This is a genomic window from Bartonella sp. AD24XZML (genome assembly GCF_042196485.1).
GTDB lineage: Bacteria > Pseudomonadota > Alphaproteobacteria > Rhizobiales > Rhizobiaceae > Bartonella.
This window is the reverse complement of record NZ_JBHIQH010000104.1, coordinates 92,809-117,174: the sequence shown is the minus strand read 5'-3', so window position 1 is coordinate 117,174 and position 24,366 is coordinate 92,809. Positions and strand designations below refer to the sequence as shown.

Genomic DNA, 24,366 nt, shown 5'->3' with positions numbered 1-24,366 from the left:
TTGCTGGAATTGGGGCGTGAAGTGCGTGTGGCAGCGCTTGTGCAAAGAAGTGAAAATTACGCACCAGAGCGCGTGATTACGGCAATAAAGCGCCTTCTCCCAAAACGTCTGGAGGACACGTTGATACAGAAAATCGTCGTATGATTTCGTATATCGGTTGTGAGGATGGTTGCGGTTATGTGTGGCAATTTTTGTCTGGTTGTTATCCCGTGACGAAATGGCATACAGGGGAACAAGGAAGCAGTTTACGTGTAGACGTAAATGTTATGTTGGGAGGAGGCGATTGGTCCGGTGATGCTAGTAATGGTGAATTTGCGCGGAATTTTGCGCATTGATCACTCCGAACGCCTCTTAGATATGGCTAAGAAATTAGACATATCTGTAGGATTTTTATCTTCTGTCGAGATTGGCAAAAAATCTATTCCTGTAGGACTGGAGGAAAAGATCATAGAGCTTTATGGTTTAGATAAAGAGAAGGCTTTACTCTTAAGGAAAGCAGCTTATGCTTGTCGCAAAAGTTTTACAATCAAGACTTCTGATCCGTTGAGGCGTGAAGCGGTTGGTGAGTTTGTTAGAAATTTAGAGAGTTTTTCACAACAAACCGTAGCAGAATTAAAAGACTTTCTTGAGAAAGTTGGTAAAAAAAGAGGCGTCCTATAGAGATGTGTTGCAAAACCCTATTCCCTCACTTTATATTTGGGAGTCCCTCATTACAAAAAACATTTGGAAAATCAATAAATTATTTTGGATAAAAAAGAGCATGGTGCCCCCAGAGAGACTCGAACTCCCGACCCCCTGATTACAAATCAGGTGCTCTACCAACTGAGCTATAAGGGCATAACCATGTAGGAGTTAGCACAAACTAACAAAAAGGAAAACAGAAAATTATTAAATTTTATGCATATTAAAAGAAAACTATATAAAAAATAACCAATTTATTTCCTTTTTTCCACTTTTTACAGCAAGGTTGGAACTATCCTTATGTTGATATCTTATAGAATCTTTTATAAGAATGCACCGTTTTGCTATCGAATTACGAATCTGAAGACTTTGATTGATGAGCAAGGTAATTTTCTAGCCAGTGAATATTATAATTACCATCAGCAACATCTTGATTATTAATAAGATCGCGAAAAAGAGGCAGTGTAGTTTTTATCCCATCGACGACAAATTCATCTAAAGCACGCCGTAAACGCATCATACATTCTAAACGGGTACGTCCATGAACAATCAGCTTTCCAATCATGCTATCATAGTAAGGAGGAATACGGTAACCTGAATAAGCGCCTGAATCAACACGAATCCCTAAACCTCCAGGTGTATGAAAATGTGTAATGGTTCCAGGTGATGGCGTAAAGTTAATAGGATCTTCTGCATTAATACGGCATTCAATGGCATGACCAGAAAAACAGACTTCATCTTGTGTCACTGAAAGTTTACAGCCTGATGCAATATGGATTTGTTCGTGAACTAAATCTATACCTGTAATTGCTTCAGTTACAGGATGCTCGACTTGTAAACGTGTATTCATTTCAATAAAATAAAATTCGCCATTTTCATAAAGAAATTCAATAGTACCAGCTCCACGATATCCAAGTTGGGCACAAGCATTTGCAACAATATTTCCAATTTTTTTCCGTTCAGTTTCATTAAGTGCAGGTGACGTAGCTTCTTCCCATACTTTTTGATGCCGTCGTTGAAGTGAACAATCGCGTTCTCCTAAATGAATAGCATTTCCCGCACCATCACCTATGACTTGAATTTCAATATGACGGGGTTTTTCTAAATATTTTTCTATGTAAACAGCGTCATCACCAAAAGCAGCTTTCGCTTCTGAACGCGTTGTTTTGAGAGCTATAGAAAATTCTTGTTCAGAATGAACGACTTTCATACCACGTCCACCACCACCGGCAGAAGCTTTTATAATAACTGGATAATCAATTTCACGAGCAGTGCGTAAAGCATCTGATTCTTCAGTGACTGCTCCATCTGAACCTGGAACTACAGGAATACCAAGTTTTTTGGCGGTTTTCTTTGCTTCGATTTTATCGCCCATGATTCGGATATGAGTAGCTGTTGGACCGATGAATGTAATATCATGGGCTTCTAAAACATCTGCAAATTTTGCATTTTCAGAAAGAAAGCCATAACCTGGATGAACAGCATCCGCTCCTGTAATTTCACAAGCAGCAATAATTTGCTGAATACTCAAATAAGAATCACGAGCGGGAGGAGGGCCAATACAAACACTTTCGTCAGCAAGACGAACATGCATTGCATCTGCATCAGCGGTAGAGTGAACAGCCACGGTTTTTATGCCAAGTTCTTTACATGCACGTAAAACGCGAAGAGCAATTTCTCCTCGATTAGCAATGAGGATTTTTCGAATCATGGTTGCCCCTCGCTTTATTCAACAATAATAAGTGGTTCACCAAATTCAACAGGTTGACCATCTTTGACAAGAACAGTGGTTACCGTGCCTGAGCGTGGTGATGAAATTTGATTCATTGTTTTCATGGCTTCAATAATAAGTAATGTCTCCCCTTCAGAAACATTTTGTCCTACTTCTACAAAAGGTTGTGCGCCTGGTGAAGGTGCAAGATAGGCTGTTCCAACCATTGGAGAGGTTATTGTGTTTTTTGATTTATCTTCTTGGATAGATTGTATAGGAGATTCAGCTGTTGGAACTGGAGAAGATGTTACAGAAAAAGTAGGAGTAGAAACAGGAGCATAGATTGCTTGCTCAGAAGAAGTTAAGGTATTCTGGCGTGAGACACAAATACGAAGCTCCCCTTGTTCAACTTCAATGTTCGTTAAATTTGTATCATTCAAAATTTCAGCAAGATCACGAATAATTTTCGTATCAATTGCGGTTTTTGCCGAATCCATTTTTTTTGTTGCCATTTTATTTCTAACTCCTTGATCAATGAAGATCGTCATTATCTCATTTTATGACCGAATATCTCTAGATTAGGGATGACATCTTTTGAGGCTTTAAAGATTTTTATTTCCTTTAAATCATTATACTTTGCAATTTAAAACTTGTATCTGCTTTACGTAAAATTGCACTTATAAGCCTGTTATCAAAAAAGAGAAAGCATAAAATTACCTCATTTACAGTATTCTTCCTAAAACGGATCAGGTATTCACTGTGCATTATCTATCGCTTGTTTTAGAATATCTTGTCTGGCTGCGCCGATGAATATTTTATCACCAATGATGTAAGAAGGTGTTCCCGTAATATGAAGTGCAGAGGCAATTTGAATGTTTTCTTTAAAAGCGTTTTGCAGAGTGGGATCTTTTATTGCATTATGTAGTTTTTTTTCATCTGCTCCTAATGAAACAGCTACTTTAATAGCTTTAGCTTCATTTGCACGACCCTGATACATTAAAAGCGTTTTGTGAAACTGAGGATATTTCTCTGGAAATTGTTTTCGAAATGCGTAGGCAACAGTATGGGCTGCCATAGAATCAGAGCTTAAAATTGGTAAGTCCTTGATAATAACCTTTAAATCTGGATATTCTTTTATTAAGTCTTCTATATTTGAATAGGAAATTTTACAATATCCACAGTTGTAATCAAAAAAATTGACAAGCACTCTTTTACCATTTGGGTTTCCCAAAACAGCGTCATGAGGAGAATGAAAAATCTCTTTTTCTAATGAATGAATGACAGAAGTTTGTTTTTGGTTTTCGTATTCATTCTGTTTTTCCAGCTTATCTTGAAGAATAAGCTGCATTTCAATCATAATTTCTGGATGAGTAAGAAGATACTCTTTGACGATTTGTTGAATATGATGAGAATCAGTATGTGGTATCATTTTTTCTTTAAGCTTAGATAAAAAGCTAGAATCTTCTAAAAGTTGTGATTTAAGCTTTTCTAAGCTTAAATCATTTGCTGTTTTTGAGTGTGATGTTGCGTTTGATAAAGAAGGTAAAAAGATTAAAATACTCGACATAACTATGACTAAAATTTTTGAAAAAAGTGTTATTTTTGAGTTTTGAGAGTGATAATTCATTTGTATACCTTCACATTTTTTAGGGTGTCATTGAGTGAACTATATGAAAAGCGCTATCTATGTTCAATGAAGCATTTAGTTATAGTGTATCTTTAAGAATGAGAAAAAACATCAATTTTTCTCTAAAAAGATTTCATATGATAAAACTTGGCTTGGTAAGGATTATGTTTTGTAAAGGATAAAAAAAATCTCTTTAATTTGTCAAATGTTGTTTTGATGTATAAGGGTATCAAAAGCTTTTTGTGCGTGTTTATTTTAGGAAAAAGTACGTTGATAATACAAAGAAGAACACTTGTATTATTTTTTCCTGTTGCTTTATTGAGTACTGAGAAACAAAATTAAATAATAAAAAGTGAAATTATGAAAACCATAACACATTATGAACTGTTTATTATTGGAGGAGGGATAAACGGCTGTGGATTGGCAAGAGATGCAGCAGGACGCGGTTTTAAAGTGGGATTGGCTGAAATGAACGATCTTGCATCTGGGACCTCAAGTGCGTCAACAAAGCTTATTCATGGTGGGCTTCGTTATCTTGAACACTATGAGTTCAAACTTGTTCGTGAAGCATTGAAAGAACGCGAGATCATTTTACGTATGGCTCCACATATTGTGCGTCCTTTGCGTTTTCTCCTTCCTTATCATAAAGAATTGCGCCCTGCTTGGATGTTGCGTTTTGGACTTTTTATTTATGATTATTTAGGGAATTGGAATCAGAAGTTGTGGCGCAGTAAAACGATTAATTTTTCACAAAAATTTTGCTCTACACTGAAGAAAGAATATCAGAGAGGTTTTGAATATTCTGATGCAAGAGTAGATGATGCGCGTTTAGTTATTGGCAATGCTCGTGATGCAGAAAAGTGGGGAGCTGATATAAAAGTACGAACAGAAGTTCTCTCTTTAAAAAAAGAAGACAATAAATGGCGTATATTTCTTCAAGACAAGTTAAGTAGCAAAGAATATAGTGTCACAGCTTCTTATGTCGCGAATATGACAGGACCTTGGATTGATCATGTTTTGGCAAGCATATTAGATTGTAAAGAACATCCACCAGTACGGCTTGTTAGAGGTTCTCATATTTTGGTTCCCAAGCTTTATACTCATGATCGTGCTTATATTTTTCAAAATGGTGATGGGCGTATTATATTTGCTATTCCGTATCAAGAAGAGTTTACCTTACTTGGAACAACAGATTGTAATTATCAAGGAGATCCGGCTGACGTTCATATTACTGATACAGAAATTGATTATATTTGTGCAGCAGCCAGTGAATATTTCATACAACCAGTGTTGCCTGAAACGATTGTCTGGTCTTACTCTGGAGTTCGTCCACTCTATGATGATGGAGCTTCAAAAGCACAAGAAATTACGCGCGATTATGTTTTAAAAGAAATGGGAACAGGAACGACACCAAAGATACTTAATCTTTATGGTGGAAAGATTACAACTTATCGTAAGTTGGCTGAAGATGCGATGAAATTTGTTGAAAAAGAGCTTGGTAAAAAGGGAGCATCATGGACGGCTAAGGCAGTACTTCCAGGGGGTGATTTTCCCTATAACAAATTAGATACAATCGAAAATAGGATTGCTCTTTTAATGCCAGATTTAGATGCTTTTACACATCGCAGGCTTGCACGCTCCTACGGTACGGAAGCGTTGGTGATCTTTGCACATGGTAAGGCAAATAAAGGAAAAAATTTTGGACATGGGCTTTATGAAGTAGAAGTAAAATGGTTGATGGAAAAAGAATGGGCTAAAGTATGTGAAGATGTGTTATGGCGTCGTTCAAAACTGGGACTCCTATTTAATGAACAAGAGGTTGATACTCTTTCTTCCTATATGCAAAGCCAACAAGAGATTGAACAACGTTTATGATCATTTCATTTTACAGATTGTATCTGCAATATTGTAAAATATTTTCCTTCGAGAGATACCGATATTAGTTATAGATATTAAAAAGGCAATGGTTGTCTATACCCTGATTTTAGTTTTTTTTGCAAGAATCATAAAATGGCAAAATTAGATAGAATATTTAAGATGAAATTTGTCTATCTTATAAAGTGAAATCTAAGAATATCACCAAAAAGAACTCATTGATAAAAAGTAATTTATAATTAGATTCGTGTGAAATAAGGTTTTTTTCTTCTTTAGGAGAAGATAAAGCTACTTTCTGTATCGTTTATTTGTACAATGAGTTAAAAAAATCTAAAGAAAATTAAATCGATCATGAAAAATTGTATAATGTGTTAGTTTAGCATTTATTATCTTAAACGCTGTACTAAATCATGTAAGGGGAGAGGCTTGAAGAGCGTAAGAAGAACTTATAAATGAGTTTTTTATATTATAGTAAAAATCTTCTTTTTTCATGTTTATATACCTGAACACTAATCTATGAGAAATGCGATATTGTGTTTTGGCATGATTGATTGTAGTAAACCTTGATATCAATAATGAGCTGTTATTATACTCATGATAGTATAAGAGAATAAAATTTTCCGTAAACTAAAAGTAAGTATTTTTTTATGTATAAAGAGAGAGCTATAGAGACTTGAGAGTAATACCCTCATGATATTTTACAACCTTCCATCCCCTATAAAATTTGCAGTAGCACCAATGTTGGACTGGACAGACCGACATTGCAGGTTTTTTTATCGTCTTTTAACGAAAAAAGCTCTCCTTTATACGGAAATGATGGTAGCAGATGCTGTCATTCATGGTGTTCGTGAACAATTGTTGGCTTTTAGCGACAAAGAACGTCCAGTTGCATTACAATTAGGGGGGGCAGATCCGAAAAAGTTAGCAGAAGCTGCACGAATTGCTGAGGATTTTGGCTACAACGAAATAAATCTCAATGTTGGTTGCCCATCAAATCGTGTTCAAGCAGGGGTCTTTGGAGCTTGTTTGATGCTACATCCAGACATTGTGGCAAATGCCGTAGAAGCAATGAAACGAGAGGTTACTATACCTGTAACTGTCAAATGTCGGATTGGAGTGGACGAACAAGATGAAGAGTTAGCGTTAGATCTTTTGGCTAATCAGGTTTGGAATGCTGGATGTGATGCGCTCTGGATACATGCACGCAAGGCATGGCTACAAGGATTGAGTCCGAAAGAAAATCGCAATATTCCGCCCCTTAATTATGAAAGGGTTTACAAATTAAAACGTCAATATCCTCATAAATTCATTGGGATAAATGGTGGAATTAAATCGATTGATGAGATCAAAGAACACTTAACTTTCTGTGATGCTGTCATGGTTGGTCGCCAAGTTTATCATGATCCAACTTTGTTAAAACATATTGATTTTGAACTCTATGGTGAGTCGCAGAATAGTCTAAGTGAGAGTGATCTTATTGAGGTTATGTGTGATTATGCGGCTCGACATATTGCATCGGGGGGACGGCTTTCTCATGTGACGCGTCACATGATTGGTTTATTTCATGGGCGGGGTGGGGCACGTCGATGGCGGCAAATACTATCAAATGATGCGACAAAACCAAACGCAGATATATGTACTTTAAAAGAAGCTTTTTATGCTCTCATTTAATAACAGTCAGACAATTAACATATATTAAAGTTGAGATCCTTTGCGTTTTGATTTCTTTGCGATAATTTTGATCTCTTCAATTTTATAAGTTTTTGAAAGTTTATAACTTTTATTATGAATAAGAATGTTAGAATTTATATATTAAACGGCATGCTGATTATGCCTATTAAATAAAAAATAGCTTAAGGGTATCACTGTAAAGGTAGTCATAAGATATTAATAACATTTTGAATCTTGCACGTTTGTTATTGGGTAGAAAATAGAATGTAGAAATTATTGCTTTCATAGTATTTAACATTTTTAAAGCACTGTTAAAAAAACAATAAATTATTCATATCCTGTATATATGACGTGATTTTCATAAACATTGTAGATTTTAAAAGGTATCCTTATGATCGCTAGTCCATTTGATGATTTTCGTGCTTTGCTTACAAATTTACCTGTTGCTGATGAGTTTTCTATAATTTTGGCAAAAAAACGGCAAAAAAACTTAACAAAAGAGCAAGGAACATTGGGAAAACTAGGAGATATTGCTGTTTGGTATGCGGGGTGGAGGGGTACAGAAAAACCTATCGTAACCCGACCTTTGGTTGCTATTTTTTCTGGAAACCATGGTATTGTAGAGGAGAATATTACACCATTTCCACAATCTATGACACAAAAAATGGTAGAAAATTTTGCCTCTGGTGGAGCTGCTATCAATCAAATTTGTATTGCTTATGATCTTGGATTAAAAATTTTTGATTTAGCATTGGAATATCCAACAATGAATATTACGAAGAATGCCGCAATGGATGAGCGGAGTGCGGCTGCTACAATGGCATTTGGAATGGAATCCATTGCGGGTGGTACAGATCTTTTATGTATTGGAGAAATGGGAATTGGAAACACAACAATAGCTTCAGCTTTATGCTTAGCATTGTTTGGAGGGGAAGTGGAAGAATGGACAGGAAATGCTATGGAATCAGAAGGTGATTTTTATCAGCGTAAAATTGCAGCGGTTAAGACAGCCATTTCTTTGCATAAGGATTATTTTAATGATCCTTTTGAGATAATGCGTCGCTTAGGAGGACGTGAGATTGCTGCTATGGTTGGTGCTATTTTAGCAGCAAGAATAGAAAAAATACCCGTTATTTTAGATGGTTTTGTGGCAACAGCAGCTGCAGCGGTTCTTTATAAAATGCATCCAAAAGCTCTTGATCATACCCTTGTTGGACATGTTTCTTCTGAGACAGCTCATCGTAAACTTTTAAAAAAAATTGGCAAAGAACCACTTCTAGATTTGGGGATGCGTCTTGGTGAAGGGACAGGAGCAGCTATGGCAGCTGGTATTGTCAAAGCTGCTGTTTTAACACATGCACAAATGGTGGTTTTTTAACAAGAAAGTTTGAATGCCTAAAAGATCATAAGACGGATATAAAAAATCTTAAGAGCTTTGTTCATGCGTCTTGTCGTGTAATTTAATATAATTAAGTGGAAGTTCTGTTGTATATTTAATCTGTTCCATTGCGAAAGAAGAAGAGACATCACGGATGTCAATTTTAGAAATTAATTTTTTATAAAAAAGATCATAAGCTTCAATGTTGGGCACAACAACACGCAATAAATAGTCAATATCTCCACTCATTCGATAAAATTCAATGACTTCACGGAATTCTTCCACAATTTTTGAAAAACGCTTAAACCATTCATGACTATGTGTATTTGTGCGAATAGACACAAAAACAGTGACGTGTGCGTTTACTTTTTCTGGAGAAAGAACAGCAACACGACGCTGAATGACGCCATCTTCTTCAAGTTTTTGAATTCTACGCCAGCAAGGAGTGGTCGAAAGCCCCACTTTTTTAGCAATATCAGCAACAGAAAGTGTCGCATTTTCTTGCAAAAGATGTAAAATTTTTCGGTCAAGACGATCCATATTTTTTCTCAATATTTTAATTTATAAAAATTTACGCACTAAACGACGCAGATATACAATAAGCTCATCGTTAAACCATGGGTTTTTCTGTAACCAAGAAGTATTTCGCCATGACGGATGAGGCAAAGGCATAACATTATAGCCTCGAGGTTGAGGAATGGAAAGAATATTTCTCCAATCACCAACAGTTGCAGAAACGGTTTTATGTTTTAATTCTGTAATGTGCCACTTTTGCGCATAACTGCCAATAGCAAGAACAAGCTTTATTTGAGGCATTGCCTGAAATATCTTTTCATGCCATATTTCTCGACATTCACGTCTTGGTGGTAAATCAGCTTTATTTTTGTCATAACCTGGAAAACAAAATCCCATAGGAACAATAGCAAAAAGAGATTTATTATAAAATTCTTCTTTCGTGACACCCAACCAATTACGCAATTTTTCACCAGAGCGATCATTAAAAGGGATAGAAGTTTTATGGACACGCAACCCTGGTGCTTGGCCTGCAATTGCAATCGAAGCAGTATCGGATAAATAAACGACAGGGTTTGGTTCATGAGGAAGAGGAGGAAAATAATGGGGTTGTTGGACGCAAAAACGACAGGAATAGATCTCTTTTTCAAGTTTGATAATTGGGCTACATTGTTTCATTAGTAAATAAAATTAAAAAATATTTTTCTTATTCTGTGCGAGGATTTGCTTTGCGCCATTCTTTTGGTCGTTGAAAACTTGATGCCCATATTCCTTTCTTTTTCTTTCTAGCTTCTTGCTCTTCTTTGGGGTATTCATAATAATTTACAGCCCAACCATTATGTACAAGTGTTGCGTTGATATTGCTAACTTGTTTTGTTTTACATGTTGCAAGAATACGGCGATATTTATCTGTTTTTTGCCAGTGACATGTAACAATTTTATTTTTTAATAATTGTTCTAAATATTTCTTTGCTTCAAGCCCACAAGGGTAGCGTGCTTTCTTTTTTCCACAAAATTGGTGGAGTTCAGGAGCATCAATTCCAGCTAGTCGAATCTTAATTGAAGAAATCATAATGGTATCACCATCAATGATTAATGCATTTCCTTCAACAGAGTTTTGAGAAGAAAATTTTTCTTTTTGAGGCAACCGCTGAATTTTCTTAAAATAAGTTGACATAATGATAAGAATGCTAGCAGCGACAAAAATACTGAAACCGATTACTTTTAGATTAAAGCCTCTTAGATTAAAATGAGAAAAAGATTTTTTCATGAAATAAAGAAACTGCTAACATTATTATAACTCTATTTTAGTATTGTTTATAATTCACCCGAGAAACTTTATTCATATGACGAAACAATGTCTCGTTTTAATGACAAAGTTTTCGTTAGATATCACAATAATCAAATACTCATGCAGAATATATGTAAGCAACTTAAATAATAATTCAACTTATCTAAATCCGTACAAAAACAAATTTTAAAGTAAACTTTTTAAACTTAAGGAAATAAAAAAAACACCCCTCAAAAATAACGTTGAAGAGCAATACTCCCACATTTCTTTTGGAGTATAAAATCTATCAATTCAATGATAATTCTATTTATTTAATTTTTGTTTCTTTAAATTCAACGTGTTTTTTTACAACTGGATCATATTTACGCTTGCTCATTTTATCTGTCATTGTACGGCTGTTTTTCTTTGTTACATAGAAAAAACCAGTATCTGCAGTTGATAAAAGCTTGATCTTAATGGTTGCTGCTTTAGCCATAATGTAAACACCCTATTTATACTGAAAAAATATTATTGCTGTCAAAACTTATTTCCAACATCATCAGATTTTCCGGCAACACTACGGATGTTCTCAAAAAAGTCAAGAGCTGATTAATTTTCTCATAAGTTGGACAAACACCAAAATGACATATAAACCGAAAAAAACAGCCATGGCTATTGAAAAACCGAAAGGTTTAAAGATATCCATGGATTTTCCGATAAAGATCGGTCCGATGAGCATACCAATTCCATAACAAAAAATAAAAGCAGAATTAGCAGCAGCAAGTTCTTGCCCCTTGAGACGGGCTCCTAAATGTGCAAGACTAATTGTATAAAGGCTCGCTGATACACCACCCAGAAAAAACAAATCAAGCATCAGAATCCATGGATATTGAAGAATCCATGGTACTATAAAAGTTCCTATAAAACCTAGAATAGCGCAACTCATCAGTGGGTAGCGTCGATCTTTGGCGTAGTCGCTTATAATGCTGATAGGAATTAAGAGAAAAATATTCCCAAGTGCAAGGGTTGCCATAAAATGTGCTGCTTCATTCTCATTATAACCAATGGATAAACTAAAGGGTATTATAAGAGTTAATACGCCCATTTGAATGGCCCCGTAAACAAGGACCGCCATCATTGCACTTGGAACGTGAAAAAGATAACGAAACAATGGCATATATTGATTTTTTTGAAATTCTGGACTTAATTTCCAAGCGGTAAAAATTGGTATAGTAGCAAGCATAATAAGGCTATATCCAACAGCAAAAGGAATAAATCCTTGTGTTCCCACTTTTGCTAGCAGCGTTAGACCTATTATAAACCCTAATCCTAAGACAATAGCATAAATAGAAAGGATCAAACCGCGTTTTTTGGGGGGAGCATAACTGTTGATCCAAAACTCTGACAGGATAAACATAACTGTCATGCTGAAATGTAATATAAACTTTAAAATAAACCAAACCCATATGGGATCAAAAAAATAGAATCCTAAAAAACTTAAAGATCCTATCGCCATCATAAGCAATATTGTTTGAGCGCTTCCTAAGCATAAGGCGATTCGAGACGTAAAAATAGCTGCAATAATTGTGGCGATTCCACCAACTGTTCCACTATAGCCGATTGTACTGTTGGAAAGTCCTTTCTCTGCCATAAGAAGAGAAACAAGTTGTGTTCCCATTGCCAAAGCTGTTCCAACAGTGCCAATGGTTGCAATAGCGGCAATAATTGCACGCAAAGAATTATTTTGAGAGTCAAAAGGTTTTTTTTTCATGAGAATGGCTTAAGGTACTCTTGTTTATTTAAACAATGAAAAGATGAGCTGAAATGAAAGGAAGCCAAAACTATCCTTTGCAGTTTCTCTCATTTTCTAAGTATAAAAAACTGCAAGATTTCTATATGGTTATTATAGAATTAATAATAAAATTTATCCTCTTGTATACTAGAGAAAGAAGATTGTATATATAAAATAATATAAATATTATATAATATAAGTCATTTCTTAAATTGAATTTATTATTCATATTCTATTTAATTGAGGGAAAGAAGCTTAATTTTTTCTTTTCCCATAAAGAGTATAATTTTGTTTTTTTAATTTGTTTTTATGGTAGGATGTCGGTAAAAATTTTATTGGACGAGGTTTTGTTAACAGTTCAAAGCATAAAGCGCCAGCAAAAGGTTGTACCGTTATAAGTTTTACTTCTACAACATCACTGAGCTGATAGCCTTTATGGCTACGCTGTCCTACAAGAACATGTTGTGCTTCATCAAAATGATAATAATCATTTTTAAGTGTAGAAATATGGACAAAACCATCTGTATTGAGTTTATCAAGTGAGATAAAAAGACCTGCTTTTGTAACTCCGGAAATGCGGCCTGTAAAAATACGACCGATTTTATTCGTTAAATAGTGAGCAACAAGCCGATCTATCGTTTCTTTTTCAGCCATCATTGCACGGCGTTCGTATAAAGAAACTTGCGTAGCAATTTCTGCAAGATTTTGTTCTTGTGTATCTGTTAATTGATCATTTCCTAATTTGAGAGCTTTAATGAGTGCTCGATGAATAATGAGATCAGCATAACGACGGATTGGTGATGTAAAATGTGTATAGTTCTGCAAATTCAAACCAAAATGGCCACTATTTTTAGGGTTGTACTCTGCTTGTGATTGTGAACGCAAAATAACTTGATTGACTAGTTCTTGTTGTTGAGTATGAGCGACCTTTTCTAAAATTCTATTAAGGCGCGCTGAGGTAAGTTCGCTTACGCGGGAGAGTGGTATCCCCAAACTTTGAAGAAAGCTCCGAAGTATTTCTTGCTTAGCAAGAGAAGGTTTTTCATGAATACGATAAATGAGCGGCTGGTGATGTTGTTTTAATGTTTCAGAAGCTGCAATATTGGCTTGTATCATAAACTCTTCAATTAAACGATGCGCTTCTAATTGTGTTTCACTCACAACATCTTTTATGCATCCATTTTGATCAAGAATAATCTTTTTTTCTGCAATTTCTAATTCTAGTGGTTGGCGACGATTTCGCGCAGCTTTAAGGCATGCATAGGCTTCCCATAAGGGGTGCAAAATGCTCTCAAAAAGAGGGGCTATTTTTTCATTTATATTACCTTCAATTGCCAATTGTACTTCTTGATAAGAAAGTTTGGCTCTTACACGAATCATAGTACGATGAAAACTATGTTTTCGTTTATTACCGTTTGCATCAAAAATCATGCGAACGGCTAAAGCTGGTCTTTCTTTTCCTTCACGCAGAGAACATAAATCATGAGAAAGGCGTTCAGGTAACATTGGCACAACGGTATCGGGAAAATAAACAGAATTTCCACGTTTCAATGCTTCTTTATCTAAGGCGCTTCCTGTTTTGATATAATAAGAAACATCTGCAATGGCTACAATAATAATCCAACCATCATTATTTGCTGGATCCTTATCCTTGGTTGCATAAACTGCATCATCATGGTCTTTTGCATCTGGTGGATCAATTGTAATAAAGGGTAATTGTTGCCAATCTTCACGATTATCCATATTGGCAGCTTTGATATGTTTGGCTTGCTCAAGAACACTTTCAGGAAAAATATAAGGAATTCCTTTCGAAAGAAGCGCTATCATTGAGAGTGTTTTCTCACTCTTAATGTGCCCTAAAACATTCTTTATTTTTGCGCTCTTTAATCCGTAACCAGTATTTTTTTTTATTTCGACTTCAACGAGATCACCAATTTGAATCTTCATTTCTGGAGACATTTCAACAATGAGTTCATTGGTTTTGCGGTCTATAGGATCAAGGCGCCATTGATTATTTTCCAATTTTCGTACAATAGCAAATGCGCTTTTGGGAGATACGTCAATTTTACGAATAATTCGTCCCGTATAAGGATGGCTTGAGCTTTCAGAATTTTTATTTCGAAAAACTTTTACAAGAATATGATCTCCAACACCAATATTACTTCCTTTTATGTGATGAAAAGAGTGTATTTCAATATTGGGCTTTGGAGAATCTTCCCATTCAAGAGGTTGTGCAATAAAACTTCCATCTTTATCACGTCCGCTAATTTTTACTAAAGAAACAGGGGGTAATTTTCCTTTGCTTATTGCTCTTTTGTGGTGTTTAGATATGAGATTTTGATCCTTTAACTCACGTAACATATCTCTAAGCCAGATACGAGAATCGCCTTTTAAGTTAAAAGCTTTAGCGATTTCTCGTTTACTTGAGTGGTTAGGATTCTCAATTATAAAGGAAAGGATTGCTTCCTTATTGGGAAAAGTTTTCCCCTTGAATGAAGAGAGATATTTTATGTTTTTTTCACCTTTAGCCAAAATTTATGTCTCTTTTATTTTTGCTTTTGTTTTAGAAGAAGCTCTTTTTGAAGTTGTTTTTTTACTCGATGCTTTAGCCGATATAAGTTCTAGTGCCTCTGGAAGAGTTACACTAATGGGATCTTTATCTTTTGGCAATGTTGCATTAATTTTACCCCAATTGACATAAGGACCATAACGCCCGTTGCGCACAGTAATGGTTCCTCCTTCGGGATGCTCTCCTAATGTTGCCAATGCTTCAGGTGTTGTTCTGCTTTGCCTGGTTTTGTTTTCTTGTTGTTCTGCTAATACTGTAACAGCGCGATTGATACCAATATCAAAAACTTCATCTGCATGAAGAAGGCGCGCAGATTTTCCGTTATGGCTAAGATAGGGACCATATCGTCCAATCGTAGCCGTGATTGTTTTTCCAGTTTCAGGATGAATGCCAATTTCACGGGGAAGGGATAGTAAAGCCAAGGCTTTATCAAGGGTTACATTTTCTGCCTGCCATTCTTTTGGTAATCCTGCACGCTTAACTTCTTTGCTTTCACCAAGTTGAATATAGGGACCAAACCGGCCATTACGAAGAGAGATCTCTTTTCCTGTTTCAGGTTCAATACCAAGTATAACAGGTTCATCATTGCGTACAGCTTCATTCTCTTCTCCAGTATCTGTACCAAGTTGGCGTGTGTATTTACATTCGGGATAATTGGAACAGCCAACAAAAGCACCATAACGCCCAAGTTTTAATGATAATTGACCATTTTTACAAAGAGGACAGGAACGTACATCACTTCCATCTTCGCGTTCAGGAAAGGCGAGAGGTGCTAATGTTACATTTAAAGCATCAAGAACATTAGTTATACGGAGTTCTTGGATATTGATAATAGATGCATTAAATCCATCCCAAAAATCTCGCAATACGTCTTTCCAAGAAAGTTTGCCATCAGAGATAAGATCCAGCTTTTCTTCAAGATCTGCTGTGAAACCATATTCTACATAGCGATTAAAAAAATTTTCAAGAAAGGCTGTAACAATACGTCCCTTGGCATCGGGAATAAGCTTTCGTTTATCAATGACAATATATCCACGGTCACACAATGTCGCCAATGTGGATGCATAAGTTGAAGGACGACCAATTCCTAACTCCTCAAGCTTTTTAATTAATGAAGCTTCAGAATAACGAGCAGGGGGCTCTGTGGTATGTTGTACAGATTCAACTTTTTCTTTTGTAAGTGCTTCACCAGTGTTTATTTGTGGTAAACGTGTTGTTTCATTTTCTTCATTATTTTCTTCGTCTCGTTGATCCGTGTAGACGGAAATAAAGCCATCAAAGCGAGTAACAGATCCTGTTGCCCGTAGATTTGCACAGTTTTCTCCTGTCTGTGCTTCAATTTCAACAGTTGTACGTTCAATTTCAGCAGAGCGCATTTGGCTGGCAATAGCACGCTTCCATATCAGCTCATAGAGCTTTGCTTGATCGCTATCGAGAAAATTACGGACTTGACTAGGATTGCGTTGAAAATCTGTTGGACGGATCGCTTCGTGTGCTTCCTGTGCATTTTTTGCCTTTGTTGAATAAAAACGTGGCTTTTCAGGAATATAGTCTTTTCCGAAAGTTTCATGAATAACTTTTCTTGCTGAATCAATAGCCTCAGGTGCTATCTGCACACCATCGGTACGCATATAAGTAATAAGCCCTGCCGTTTCACCATTAATTTCAATGCCTTCATAAAGTTTTTGGGCAATTTGCATAGTGCGAGAAGCTGAAAATCCTAATTTTGAAGAAGCTGCTTGTTGTAGTGTGGAGGTTGTAAATGGAGGAAAAGGATTTCTCTTTGTAGGTTTTGCTTCAACACTGAGTGTATGGTATTGGGCTTGCTCCAACATAAAGCGAATTTGGTCTGCTTGTTCTTGAGATTGAATATCAAGCTTGCCTATTTTTCTTTGATTAAACATTGTCAATCTTGCTTGGAAACTATCATTTCGGATGGTTTTTAACTGTGTTGTAATGGACCAATAATCTTCTTTGATAAAATGTTCTATTTCTGATTCACGATCACAAATAATACGCAAAGCAACCGATTGAACGCGTCCTGCTGAACGCGCACCAGGGAGTTTACGCCATAAAACAGGTGAAAGTGTAAAACCAACGAGATAATCAAGAGCGCGACGTGCAAGATAAGCATCTACAAGTGATGTATCAATATCACGTGGATTGTTCATAGCATCAAGCACAGACTTTTTGGTGATGGCATTGAAGACAACTCTTTTAATAGGTTTATCTTTTAAAACTTTTTTTTGACGGAGAACATCCAGAATATGCCATGAAATAGCTTCCCCTTCACGATCAGGGTCTGTTGCTAATATAAGACTATCGGCTTCTTTAACGGCTTTTGCTATTTCATTTAAACGTTTAGCGGCACCAGAATCTATATCCCATTTCATAGAAAAATCTTGATCCGGTAAAACAGAACCATCTTTTGCAGGCAAATCACGAACATGTCCAAATGATGCGACAACTTTGTATTGAGACCCAAGATATTTATTAATTGTTTTTGCTTTTGCTGGAGATTCAACGATAACGATATTCATAATTTTACCCAAATATTGAAATAAAAATTTTTTTATAAACGCCTTTTACGCGAATAGCTAATGCCAATTGCTTAAGAGCACATAAAAAAATATTAGCCATATAAAAAACATGAATATTGTACAACTTATGATTGTCATTATTAGAGTACACCCTATATAGAATTACACAATTTATTTTCCACTGTTATTACAAAAACATACGGCGAAATACTAAGATAACGTCTATTGAGAGGTAGGAGGGGAAATGCTCAAGGATAGAGGATTATGTTTATAAATCATTTAAAAGTTATCCAATATATTACAGACATGTCAAAGCAAATGAATCAAATGGCGCGTCAGGCGCACAGTCCGCTTTTAGCATTGCTTTTGGATATGGTTGCCAAAGAAGGGCAAAGCATTATTAATAGTGCTGAGGCTCTTGGGGAAGATCAAGATTCGACAATGACACACAACCACCAGAGTGTCGAATAAGCTTTCCAGCAAGGTCGAGTTCTACCAACAAGAGGTAGAGAGCTGGGAGTGAAACACCTGAGTGGATACTGAGTGTGTCTAAATCGATTGGCGTTGTTGAAAGAGCGGAGAGAACTGCTGCACGTGCTGCATCATCATCTGCTAAAGAGAGATCACTGTTTTTTTCATCTGCTAAATTAAAATTCTCCTTTTCAAGTTGTAAAGAGGATGGTTCCTCAAAAAAATTGAGTTGCGAATTTGGAAGCGGTGAAATTAATGGCGTAAGTGTTTCTATAATGTCAGAAGGATGTGTGGTGAGTAGAGCACCATCTTTGATAAGATTGTTTGTACCAACAGATCTTGGATCAAGTGGAGAACCGGGAATGGCAAAAATCAACCGTCCCATTTCAGCTGCTTGACGTGCGGTAATTAAGGACCCTGAGCGCAGGGCTGCCTCTACAACCAAGAGACCAAGTGATAGAGCTGCAATAATACGGTTTCTTCTTGGAAAATCGATAGCACGCGGCTTCCAAGAAATGGGCATTTCGCTGATGATGGCTCCACCGTTGGCAATAATATCTTCATGCAACTTTTTATTTTCAGGAGGATAGATATGATCAATTCCTCCCGCCATGACTGCAACAGTTCCTGTTTTTAAACTTGCTTGATGCGCAACGCTATCAATTCCACGAGCGAGTCCAGAAATTGTTACAAAGTCTGCTTCTCCGAGAAAACGCGCAAATTGAGCCGTAAGCTTTTTTCCCGCAGCTGAAGCATTTCGAGAACCTATAATTCCAATAGAAGTTTTTTGAAAAATTGAAACATTACCTTTGATAGCAATAAGCGGCGGAGGGGCTTCTGTAACCTTAAGAAAAGCTGGATAATCTGGTTCTCCCATACCGATAAACCGGACACCTAATCTTTCAGCTTCTTGCATTTCTTTTTCTGCATCTTTTAAGCTTGCTATTTTAATAGATGCAGAACCATCACCTTTTCTACTAAGCTCTGGCAGTGCTGCCAGAGCATTTTCTGCTGTTTTATAATGATCAATGAGATTGCAAAAACTAACAGCTCCAATATTTTCACTGCGCAATAACCGTAACCAGCTTAGACGTTGACGATCAGTAAGCAGGATTCCTTTATTTATCTCCGTGTTGCGTACCAATCTTACTTTCTTCCCCAATTAATAATCTACCGATATTTGCAGAATGTTTTATAAACACAAATACGCTCATCACAATCAGCATACAATAGAAATAAGAAGCGGAAAAATAAAAAACAAATATCGGTGTGATCGTAACAGCAATAAGCGCAGATAATGAAGAATAACGCATGAGGAGAAAAATCGTTATCCATACAATAATAAAAATAATTGCTGCAGGCCAATAGATTCCTAAGCAGACTCCTAGATAGGTAGCAACACCTTTGCCACCTTTAAATTTAAGCCATACGGGGAAAAGATGTCCTAAGAAAACAAAAAATCCTGCTAGAGAAACAAGGATACTATTGTTTAGCGGATCACTAAAAAACTTTATAACGAAAACAACGATAGTTCCTTTCAACATATCACAAAGAAGTGTTAGAGCAGCAAGCTTTTTATTTCCTGTTCGTAAAACATTTGTTGCTCCAATATTGCCGGAACCGATTGTTCTTATATCACCAATTTTGAACAATTTCGTTAAAAGAAGACCAAATGGAATCGAGCCAATGAGATAAGATATGAGGAAAATAAACCATGGAGTGGATTGAAAAAATATTTCTGCTTCATTCATTAAGAATCTCATTAAATTTGTTGATCAAGTTTAAAAACGTTTTTCCCTTTCACAAAGGTCTGGAGCACGCGTCCTTGAAAACGCGCATTCTCAAAAGGGGTATTTTTTGAACGTGAATAGAGCTTCTCTTTCGAAACAACCCATGGTTCTTCAAGATTAACCACAATAAGGTCTGCATGAGCCCCTTTTTTGAGTGTTCCTGCATTGAGTCCAAAGAGCTTTGCAGGCGCCGTTGACAAAAGTTCCGTTATCCGTAGAAGAGATAGGCTCTCATTATGATAAAGGCGTAAGGCTGCGCTCAATAAGGTCTCCATACCAATAGCGCCAACTGCCGCGTCATTAAATGGTAAATGTTTTGTGTCGATACTCTGAGGATCATGAGAAGAGACAATAACATCTATAATCCCATCCTTTATTGCTTCAATCATTGCTACACGGTCTTCTTCTGTACGCAATGGGGGCATTAAGCGAAAAGAAGTGCGATATTCACCAATGTCATTTTCATTGAAAGATAAATGATTAATAGATACACCCGCTGAAATTTTCTCACTGCGTTTTTTACCTAAACGAAGTGCATCAGCAGAGAGTGCTGTCGATATTTGAGCGGCATGATAGCGTGTTTGCGTTAATGCTGCTAAACGTAGATCTCTTTCAAGTGGGATAACTTCTGCTTCGCGAGGGATGCCAGAAAGACCAAGCCAACTGGCAAGCAGTCCTTCATTCATCACACCTTGCCCTGTAAGATCTTTATCTTGCGTTTCATGCATCAATGGAACATCAAAATCGCGTGCATAAGTCATTGCACGCCGCATAACAGATGAATTTTGAAGTGTTGTTTTTCCTTCACTAAAGGCAACGGCTCCTGCATCTTTGAGCAAACCAAATTCGGTTATTTCTTGTCCGTTGAAACCTTGTGTGATTGAAGCAACGGGATAAATATTGACCAATGACATTTCCTGTGCTGTATGCGTAATAAATTTAACGAGTGCTACATTATCGATAACTGGATGCGTGTTTGGCATCATAAGAAAGGAAGTAATACCACCTGCTGCGGCCGCGTAACTTGCTGATGTAATTGTTTCACAATGTTCGTTCTCTAATTCTTCAACAAAAACGCGCGCATCAACAAGTCCAGGGAGAATTGCTTTGTTTTGTGCGTTAATAACTTCTGCTTCTTCAGGAAACCCCTGATTCAGAGCTTCTTTTCCAGCGGCTATAATTCGTCCATTTTCAACAATAACTGTACCAATTTCATCGATTGCGCGCGAAGGATCAATAATACGAGCATTTTGAAAAACAACTGGTTTTATCATTTTTTTTCTCCACTGATCTTTGCTCGTGAATCTAATAGAGCCTCCATGACAGCCATACGCACTGCAATTCCCATTTCTACTTGTGTATGAATCATACTTTGTGGTCCATCTGCTATGTCGGATGCAATCTCTACACCACGGTTTAATGGGCCAGGGTGCAGAATAATAGAATCATTTTTGGCATAGGCTAAATTTTCTTTATGTAAGCCAAAATAATGGAAATATTCACGCGTAGAGGGAATAAAAGAGCCTGTCATTCGTTCATGCTGTAAGCGCAACATCATGATAACGTCAGCATTTTTAAGACCGTCTTTCATCGTGTTAAAAACCTCAACACTCATATGAGCAATTTCTGCGGGTAAGAGTGTTGAAGGAGCAACAGCACGAACACGAGCACCCAAAGCATTGAGACACAAGATATTAGAACGGGCAACACGTGAGTGTAAGATATCTCCGCAAATCGCAACAGTTAATCCTTCAATACGACCTTTTGCCTTTTTAATGGTTAGAGCATCTAATAAAGCTTGGGTTGGATGTTCGTGGGCACCATCACCTGCATTAATAACACAACAATCAACTTTTTGCGCTAATAAAGCTGCCGCTCCTGCACTGTTATGGCGAAAAACCAGTATATCTGGCTTCATCGCATTGAGAGTTGTAGCTGTATCAAGTAATGTTTCTCCCTTTTTTACAGATGAGTTGCCGATCGCAAGATTCATCACGTGTGCACCTAGCCTTTTACCCGCTAATTCAAAAGAAGATTGTGTTCGCGTAGAGGCTTCAAAAAAGAGATTAATTTGAGTCCGTCCATGCAAAGTAGATTTTATTTTATCAATTTTGTTAGAAAGGATAACATTTGCTTCTGCACGATCAAGCAATGTATTAAGATCTTGTACACTCAGATCTTTAATAGCTAAAAGATGTTGATGAGGGAAAAGTGGAAAAAAATTATCTTGCATCATAGCATTCTTCTTTATCTCTCTCTAAACAGGTTAAACAAGCATTTGTTTGAATATGATAAATGTTTTTTAACTCTAAAAAGACAAATAGTCTATGATATGAATGATTTGAATGTAGGAATATACCTATGAGTGCTGTATCTGCGCAAAATACTCGTCGAAAAAATACATTTCTTAGCGATACGCTTATGTTTCGTATTGCTTCTACTTTGCCTAAGTTTTTGTTAACAAGTTTTGAAGAAATAGGGGATTTTGCCGCGAGTCGAGAAGCATGGAAACTTTCTTGCTTAGCGAATCATTATAAGCCTTTACTATGCTATAATGATGAATGGGGGCAACCAACAGAAAGATTAGAGATCCATTCTTCCTATCAAGCTCTTCAACAATATTCTAGACAAGCAGGTTTGGTTACCTCGCTTTGGGAAAATACGAGCTCAGAAAATGGAGTACGCTATCAAGCGCGTGCGATTCGTTTAGCTTTATCTGCTGGTTTAGAAACAGGACACTTGAATGAAGTTATCATAACGAGTGCAGCTATTGCTGTTTTAATTAGTGATATTGAGCTCTTCAAAAAATGGCAAAATGTACTTTTATCACGCCAATATGATTCCTCATCAAAGCCTATTCATCATAAAAAGGCGGCTTCTCTAACTTGTGCATTTGACGATATTGAAAAATACGCTTTCAATTTTCCAAGTGTTAAGAAAATTTCTTTCGATGAAAGTATGGAACGTGATCTATATCGTTTAAATGTTGTAAAAACCAACGTTATTAATCCTACCGCTGACGGATATCTTGTTAGTGCAGATTTAGATGGTCATTTAAGTTGTTTTTTTATTCCACGCATACAAGAAAATGGCGCATTAAATGGATCTATATCGATTCGTCATTTAATTCAGCGTTCTGGAGAACTTTTAACACCAGAGGGGGTTGTCGACTTCCAAGGCAGTTATGGCTGGCTTTTGGGAAATGCTGGAGAAGGGCTTAAAGTTATTAAAGATATCGAGACGATGATGCGTTTCGATCAATCTGTCATATCGGCAGGTGTTTTACGAGCGGCTCTTCAATTTGGTATGGATTTTTTCCGGAAAAAAATGCCCAATCAGCCTTTACCACCACTGACAGAACGTATTTTTGCAGATATTGCATTAGATATAGCTGCCTCACAAGCATTGGTTTTGCGTTTAGCAAGAGCATTTGACAATGCAGCAAATGACCGTTCTGAAGCAGCTTTTGCCCGCATTATGACACCTATTATTGCTTATCATGTAAGTCAATTGGTTGTACCTATTATTGGTGAAATTATTGCACAACTTGGTATTGAAAGTTTTATAGAGAATAATCCATTATCACAAATGTTGCATAATGGGCCTGCGCGAATTGTGAGAAATAGTTCTGCTAATCAATTGGTAAAGGATGCCATTCTTATTGCTGAAAAAGCACCGGGATTGTTTCAGAAATTGTTGGAAAAAATTGCTCTTGATATTGGAGCAGCGGGACCCCGAGCAATTGAAATTATTAAGTCAGCAGGTGATATGGCATTAGCAAATGAAGGTGCAGGAAGATTTTTTGTTGAACAGGTGGCCTATGCAGCAGCAGCAGCAGCATTACGTTCTACAGACATAGAACATGTTGCGAATGCCTATATGGAAAGCCGCCTTGGGGGACAATGGAGATCTTCTTACGGGATGCTCATTGCACGATATAATGCAGGGCATTTGCTCAATGTCCTCTATCCTTCCATATGATGAAAGTTTTGAATTCTATTGAGAGCACCTTGCAATATAAAAGCGGCGGCTGCCGAATCAATACGGCTTGCTCGTTTAGCGCGCGATACATTCATTTCTAAAAGAGACCGTTCCGCAGCAATTGTTGATAAACGTTCGTCCCAAAAAACAAATGGAATTTTTGTATAAGCTTTCATATTGCTCACAAAAGCTCTGGTTGCTTGAACACGAGAGCCACTGCTTCCATTCATGTTAAGAGGTAAGCCAATGATAATAACGCCTACATTTTCACGGTCAAAAATTTTAATAAGTGTGTAAGCATCTTCTGTAAATTTTTTTCGCTGTAGTACAGGACGCGGATTTGAGACAATCAGCCCCCTATCAGAAATCGCAATTCCGATAGTTTTTGTCCCTAAATCTAAGCCTGCTATTGTTTGTCTAGGCAAAAGATGTGTTATAACTTCATCTATATTAATAACAGTCATAAAGGTATAATACGTTTTTTAATGTTTCAGATC

At 36.7% G+C, this 24,366-nt stretch carries 22 protein-coding genes and 1 tRNA gene; 7 read left to right on the top strand and 16 right to left on the bottom strand.

Translation table 11 applies throughout. The features are described 5' to 3' along the window. The first annotated feature begins 140 nt into the window (after nucleotides 1-140). Both ACFIMX_RS09515 and ACFIMX_RS09510 read left to right on the top strand, forming a co-directional pair. Complete coding sequence (locus ACFIMX_RS09515) at nucleotides 141-335, top strand: hypothetical protein (protein WP_375639930.1); 195 nt, start codon at nucleotides 141-143, stop codon at nucleotides 333-335. Continuing rightward, complete coding sequence (locus ACFIMX_RS09510; RefSeq protein WP_375667647.1) at nucleotides 295-660, top strand: XRE family transcriptional regulator; 366 nt, start codon at nucleotides 295-297, stop codon at nucleotides 658-660. Before ACFIMX_RS09515 ends, ACFIMX_RS09510 begins: the two co-directional genes overlap by 41 nt. 101 nt (nucleotides 661-761) lie before the next feature. Here the strand turns inward: ACFIMX_RS09510 and ACFIMX_RS09505 are convergent. The 4 genes from ACFIMX_RS09505 to ACFIMX_RS09490 all read right to left on the bottom strand — a co-directional run bounded on the left by ACFIMX_RS09505 (nucleotide 762) and on the right by ACFIMX_RS09490 (nucleotide 4,019). Then, nucleotides 762-837 (bottom strand) — tRNA-Thr (locus tag ACFIMX_RS09505). A gap of 196 nt (nucleotides 838-1,033) precedes the next feature. Next, nucleotides 1,034-2,392, bottom strand: a complete 1,359-nt coding sequence (gene accC / locus ACFIMX_RS09500) for an acetyl-CoA carboxylase biotin carboxylase subunit (protein ID WP_375639665.1) — start codon at nucleotides 2,390-2,392, stop codon at nucleotides 1,034-1,036. A 14-nt stretch (nucleotides 2,393-2,406) separates the two neighbouring features. After that, nucleotides 2,407-2,904, bottom strand: coding sequence for an acetyl-CoA carboxylase biotin carboxyl carrier protein (gene accB, locus ACFIMX_RS09495; RefSeq protein WP_375613403.1), 498 nt, complete (start codon nucleotides 2,902-2,904; stop codon nucleotides 2,407-2,409). A 242-nt stretch (nucleotides 2,905-3,146) separates the two neighbouring features. Further along, the gene (locus tag ACFIMX_RS09490) at nucleotides 3,147-4,019 is read right to left on the bottom strand and encodes a DsbA family protein (RefSeq protein ID WP_375618106.1); all 873 of its coding nucleotides are present in this window, start codon (nucleotides 4,017-4,019) and stop codon (nucleotides 3,147-3,149) included. Between the two features lie 342 nt (nucleotides 4,020-4,361). Between ACFIMX_RS09490 and glpD the strand changes: the two genes are divergently transcribed. From glpD to cobT, 3 genes are all read left to right on the top strand, one after another. After that, nucleotides 4,362-5,894, top strand: a complete 1,533-nt coding sequence (gene glpD / locus ACFIMX_RS09485; RefSeq protein WP_375639726.1) for a glycerol-3-phosphate dehydrogenase — start codon at nucleotides 4,362-4,364, stop codon at nucleotides 5,892-5,894. Between the two features lie 690 nt (nucleotides 5,895-6,584). Continuing rightward, nucleotides 6,585-7,565, top strand: a complete 981-nt coding sequence (gene dusA / locus ACFIMX_RS09480) for a tRNA dihydrouridine(20/20a) synthase DusA (protein ID WP_375618107.1) — start codon at nucleotides 6,585-6,587, stop codon at nucleotides 7,563-7,565. Nucleotides 7,566-7,956: 391 nt separating this feature from the next. Continuing rightward, on the top strand, nucleotides 7,957-8,943 hold the full coding sequence (gene cobT, locus ACFIMX_RS09475; RefSeq protein WP_375639666.1) for a nicotinate-nucleotide--dimethylbenzimidazole phosphoribosyltransferase: 987 nt from the start codon (nucleotides 7,957-7,959) through the stop codon (nucleotides 8,941-8,943). A gap of 48 nt (nucleotides 8,944-8,991) precedes the next feature. On the opposite strand, the gene ACFIMX_RS09470 is transcribed toward cobT, so the two are convergent. The 7 genes from ACFIMX_RS09470 to topA all read right to left on the bottom strand — a co-directional run bounded on the left by ACFIMX_RS09470 (nucleotide 8,992) and on the right by topA (nucleotide 17,627). Next, nucleotides 8,992-9,483, bottom strand: a complete 492-nt coding sequence (locus ACFIMX_RS09470) for an Lrp/AsnC family transcriptional regulator (protein ID WP_375639667.1) — start codon at nucleotides 9,481-9,483, stop codon at nucleotides 8,992-8,994. Between the two features lie 21 nt (nucleotides 9,484-9,504). Continuing rightward, nucleotides 9,505-10,134, bottom strand: a complete 630-nt coding sequence (locus tag ACFIMX_RS09465; RefSeq protein WP_375639668.1) for a uracil-DNA glycosylase family protein — start codon at nucleotides 10,132-10,134, stop codon at nucleotides 9,505-9,507. A 28-nt stretch (nucleotides 10,135-10,162) separates the two neighbouring features. After that, nucleotides 10,163-10,726 carry a thermonuclease family protein gene (locus tag ACFIMX_RS09460; protein ID WP_375618110.1) on the bottom strand — a complete coding sequence of 188 codons (564 nt, stop codon included), beginning with the start codon at nucleotides 10,724-10,726 and terminating at the stop codon, nucleotides 10,163-10,165. 328 nt (nucleotides 10,727-11,054) lie between these two features. After that, complete coding sequence (gene rpmG, locus ACFIMX_RS09455) at nucleotides 11,055-11,222, bottom strand: 50S ribosomal protein L33 (RefSeq protein ID WP_004864083.1); 168 nt, start codon at nucleotides 11,220-11,222, stop codon at nucleotides 11,055-11,057. Nucleotides 11,223-11,324: 102 nt separating this feature from the next. After that, nucleotides 11,325-12,497, bottom strand: a complete 1,173-nt coding sequence (locus ACFIMX_RS09450) for an MFS transporter (protein WP_375639670.1) — start codon at nucleotides 12,495-12,497, stop codon at nucleotides 11,325-11,327. A gap of 276 nt (nucleotides 12,498-12,773) precedes the next feature. Further along, on the bottom strand, nucleotides 12,774-15,050 hold the full coding sequence (gene rnr / locus ACFIMX_RS09445) for a ribonuclease R (protein ID WP_375694377.1): 2,277 nt from the start codon (nucleotides 15,048-15,050) through the stop codon (nucleotides 12,774-12,776). 3 nt (nucleotides 15,051-15,053) lie between these two features. After that, on the bottom strand, nucleotides 15,054-17,627 hold the full coding sequence (gene topA, locus ACFIMX_RS09440; protein WP_375618113.1) for a type I DNA topoisomerase: 2,574 nt from the start codon (nucleotides 17,625-17,627) through the stop codon (nucleotides 15,054-15,056). A 264-nt stretch (nucleotides 17,628-17,891) separates the two neighbouring features. Here topA and ACFIMX_RS09435 point away from each other — a divergent pair, with 264 nt between their 5' ends. Then, nucleotides 17,892-18,098 carry a hypothetical protein gene (locus tag ACFIMX_RS09435; protein WP_005773510.1) on the top strand — a complete coding sequence of 69 codons (207 nt, stop codon included), beginning with the start codon at nucleotides 17,892-17,894 and terminating at the stop codon, nucleotides 18,096-18,098. On the opposite strand, the gene dprA is transcribed toward ACFIMX_RS09435, so the two are convergent. Genes dprA through ACFIMX_RS09415 form a run of 4 tightly spaced genes read right to left on the bottom strand, consistent with a single transcriptional unit; the run spans nucleotide 18,028 to nucleotide 22,124 of the window. Next, nucleotides 18,028-19,260 (bottom strand): DNA-processing protein DprA, encoded by a 1,233-nt coding sequence (gene dprA / locus ACFIMX_RS09430; RefSeq protein WP_375694376.1) that lies wholly within the window; start codon nucleotides 19,258-19,260, stop codon nucleotides 18,028-18,030. The two genes, ACFIMX_RS09435 and dprA, sit on opposite strands and share 71 nt — an antisense overlap. Continuing rightward, entirely contained in the window at nucleotides 19,217-19,849 is a 633-nt protein-coding gene (gene plsY, locus ACFIMX_RS09425; RefSeq protein WP_375618116.1) for a glycerol-3-phosphate 1-O-acyltransferase PlsY, read from the bottom strand. The genes dprA and plsY overlap by 44 nt, the downstream gene beginning before the upstream one ends. A gap of 11 nt (nucleotides 19,850-19,860) precedes the next feature. Continuing rightward, the gene (locus ACFIMX_RS09420; RefSeq protein ID WP_375618117.1) at nucleotides 19,861-21,162 is read right to left on the bottom strand and encodes a dihydroorotase; all 1,302 of its coding nucleotides are present in this window, start codon (nucleotides 21,160-21,162) and stop codon (nucleotides 19,861-19,863) included. Continuing rightward, the gene (locus tag ACFIMX_RS09415; protein WP_375618118.1) at nucleotides 21,159-22,124 is read right to left on the bottom strand and encodes an aspartate carbamoyltransferase catalytic subunit; all 966 of its coding nucleotides are present in this window, start codon (nucleotides 22,122-22,124) and stop codon (nucleotides 21,159-21,161) included. The genes ACFIMX_RS09420 and ACFIMX_RS09415 overlap by 4 nt, the downstream gene beginning before the upstream one ends. A 125-nt stretch (nucleotides 22,125-22,249) precedes the next feature. Between ACFIMX_RS09415 and ACFIMX_RS09410 the strand changes: the two genes are divergently transcribed. Beyond that, a complete protein-coding gene (locus ACFIMX_RS09410) occupies nucleotides 22,250-23,869 on the top strand; it encodes an acyl-CoA dehydrogenase family protein (protein ID WP_375618119.1) in 1,620 nt (539 codons plus the stop codon). Here the strand turns inward: ACFIMX_RS09410 and ruvX are convergent. Then, nucleotides 23,854-24,333, bottom strand: coding sequence for a Holliday junction resolvase RuvX (gene ruvX / locus ACFIMX_RS09405; protein ID WP_375618120.1), 480 nt, complete (start codon nucleotides 24,331-24,333; stop codon nucleotides 23,854-23,856). The two genes, ACFIMX_RS09410 and ruvX, sit on opposite strands and share 16 nt — an antisense overlap. Nucleotides 24,334-24,366: the final 33 nt, after the last annotated feature.

Coding starts and splice junctions, on each gene's coding strand:
- ACFIMX_RS09450 (WP_375639670.1), bottom strand. CDS start 12,497: ATGAAAAAAAAACCTTTTGACTCTCAAAATAATTCTTTGCGTGCAATT.
- ACFIMX_RS09435 (WP_005773510.1), top strand. CDS start 17,892: ATGTTTATAAATCATTTAAAAGTTATCCAATATATTACAGACATGTCA.
- ACFIMX_RS09460 (WP_375618110.1), bottom strand. CDS start 10,726: ATGAAAAAATCTTTTTCTCATTTTAATCTAAGAGGCTTTAATCTAAAA.
- plsY (WP_375618116.1), bottom strand. CDS start 19,849: ATGAATGAAGCAGAAATATTTTTTCAATCCACTCCATGGTTTATTTTC.
- ACFIMX_RS09420 (WP_375618117.1), bottom strand. CDS start 21,162: ATGATAAAACCAGTTGTTTTTCAAAATGCTCGTATTATTGATCCTTCG.
- ruvX (WP_375618120.1), bottom strand. CDS start 24,333: ATGACTGTTATTAATATAGATGAAGTTATAACACATCTTTTGCCTAGA.
- ACFIMX_RS09415 (WP_375618118.1), bottom strand. CDS start 22,124: ATGATGCAAGATAATTTTTTTCCACTTTTCCCTCATCAACATCTTTTA.
- ACFIMX_RS09510 (WP_375667647.1), top strand. CDS start 295: ATGCTAGTAATGGTGAATTTGCGCGGAATTTTGCGCATTGATCACTCC.
- accB (WP_375613403.1), bottom strand. CDS start 2,904: ATGGCAACAAAAAAAATGGATTCGGCAAAAACCGCAATTGATACGAAA.
- ACFIMX_RS09515 (WP_375639930.1), top strand. CDS start 141: ATGATTTCGTATATCGGTTGTGAGGATGGTTGCGGTTATGTGTGGCAA.
- topA (WP_375618113.1), bottom strand. CDS start 17,627: ATGAATATCGTTATCGTTGAATCTCCAGCAAAAGCAAAAACAATTAAT.
- rpmG (WP_004864083.1), bottom strand. CDS start 11,222: ATGGCTAAAGCAGCAACCATTAAGATCAAGCTTTTATCAACTGCAGAT.
- cobT (WP_375639666.1), top strand. CDS start 7,957: ATGATCGCTAGTCCATTTGATGATTTTCGTGCTTTGCTTACAAATTTA.
- ACFIMX_RS09465 (WP_375639668.1), bottom strand. CDS start 10,134: ATGAAACAATGTAGCCCAATTATCAAACTTGAAAAAGAGATCTATTCC.
- dusA (WP_375618107.1), top strand. CDS start 6,585: ATGATATTTTACAACCTTCCATCCCCTATAAAATTTGCAGTAGCACCA.
- ACFIMX_RS09470 (WP_375639667.1), bottom strand. CDS start 9,483: ATGGATCGTCTTGACCGAAAAATTTTACATCTTTTGCAAGAAAATGCG.
- ACFIMX_RS09490 (WP_375618106.1), bottom strand. CDS start 4,019: ATGAATTATCACTCTCAAAACTCAAAAATAACACTTTTTTCAAAAATT.
- accC (WP_375639665.1), bottom strand. CDS start 2,392: ATGATTCGAAAAATCCTCATTGCTAATCGAGGAGAAATTGCTCTTCGC.
- ACFIMX_RS09410 (WP_375618119.1), top strand. CDS start 22,250: ATGAGTGCTGTATCTGCGCAAAATACTCGTCGAAAAAATACATTTCTT.